The organism is Oleiphilus sp. HI0117, assembly GCF_001635235.1.
On sequence record NZ_LWGA01000528.1, the window covers coordinates 1 to 743 of the forward strand.

A 743-nucleotide genomic window follows, 5' to 3' on the forward strand; every position below is an offset into this window, starting at 1 on the left:
TGACCGCGCTTTTCAAACTTAGTTAAGGGGCGGTTTTCAGGGCGTTCAGAGTATTGCCCGGCTCCGGCCACGTTTTCATAGCCTGGCGCGGCTTCCATCACTTCCATCATATGTTCTGCGTAAGGCTCCCAGTCTGTTGCCATATGGAAGACACCTCCGATTTCAAGCTTTGACCTGATTCGCTCAGCAAACTCGCTCTGTACAAGGCGACGTTTATTATGGCGTGCTTTATGCCATGGGTCGGGAAAGAAAAGCTGTAGGCGACTAACGGAATCATCAGCAATATTCCGTGCCAGCACTTCGTTGGCGTCGGCGCAGAATACTCGTAAGTTTTCCAAGCCTAGATCACCCGCCTGATTTAGGAGCGCACCAACTCCGGGACGATGAACTTCAATCCCCAAATAGTTCTCATTAGGCGCCTGATGAGCCATTTCACTTAGTGATGCACCCATGCCAAAACCAATTTCTACCACTAAAGGTTGCGCAAGAGGAAAACTCTCACGAACATCAGAAGGCGCTTTCGCTAACTCCAAGCCCATCGTTGACCAACACTCTTCAAAGCCTCTTTGCTGGCCTGCGGTCATCCTTCCACTGCGAACAACGAAGCTTCTAATCGGCCTTTTCTTGAGGTTAGCCACTTCAATTTTAGGACCTTTGGTATTCGTCTCTTTTGAGTCAGTTTCGTCCGTCTGTGCGGAATCCTGATGTTCTTCGGTCATTATGTTGAGCCTTGTTACGTCAGT

1 protein-coding gene is annotated in these 743 nt (G+C 49.4%); it reads right to left on the bottom strand.

Features of this window, described 5'->3' with window-relative positions; translation table 11 throughout:
• A partial coding sequence (gene trmB / locus A3757_RS05865; RefSeq protein WP_068739305.1) for a tRNA (guanosine(46)-N7)-methyltransferase TrmB occupies positions 1-719 on the bottom strand: 719 nt, incomplete at its 3' end.
• Positions 720-743: the final 24 nt, after the last annotated feature.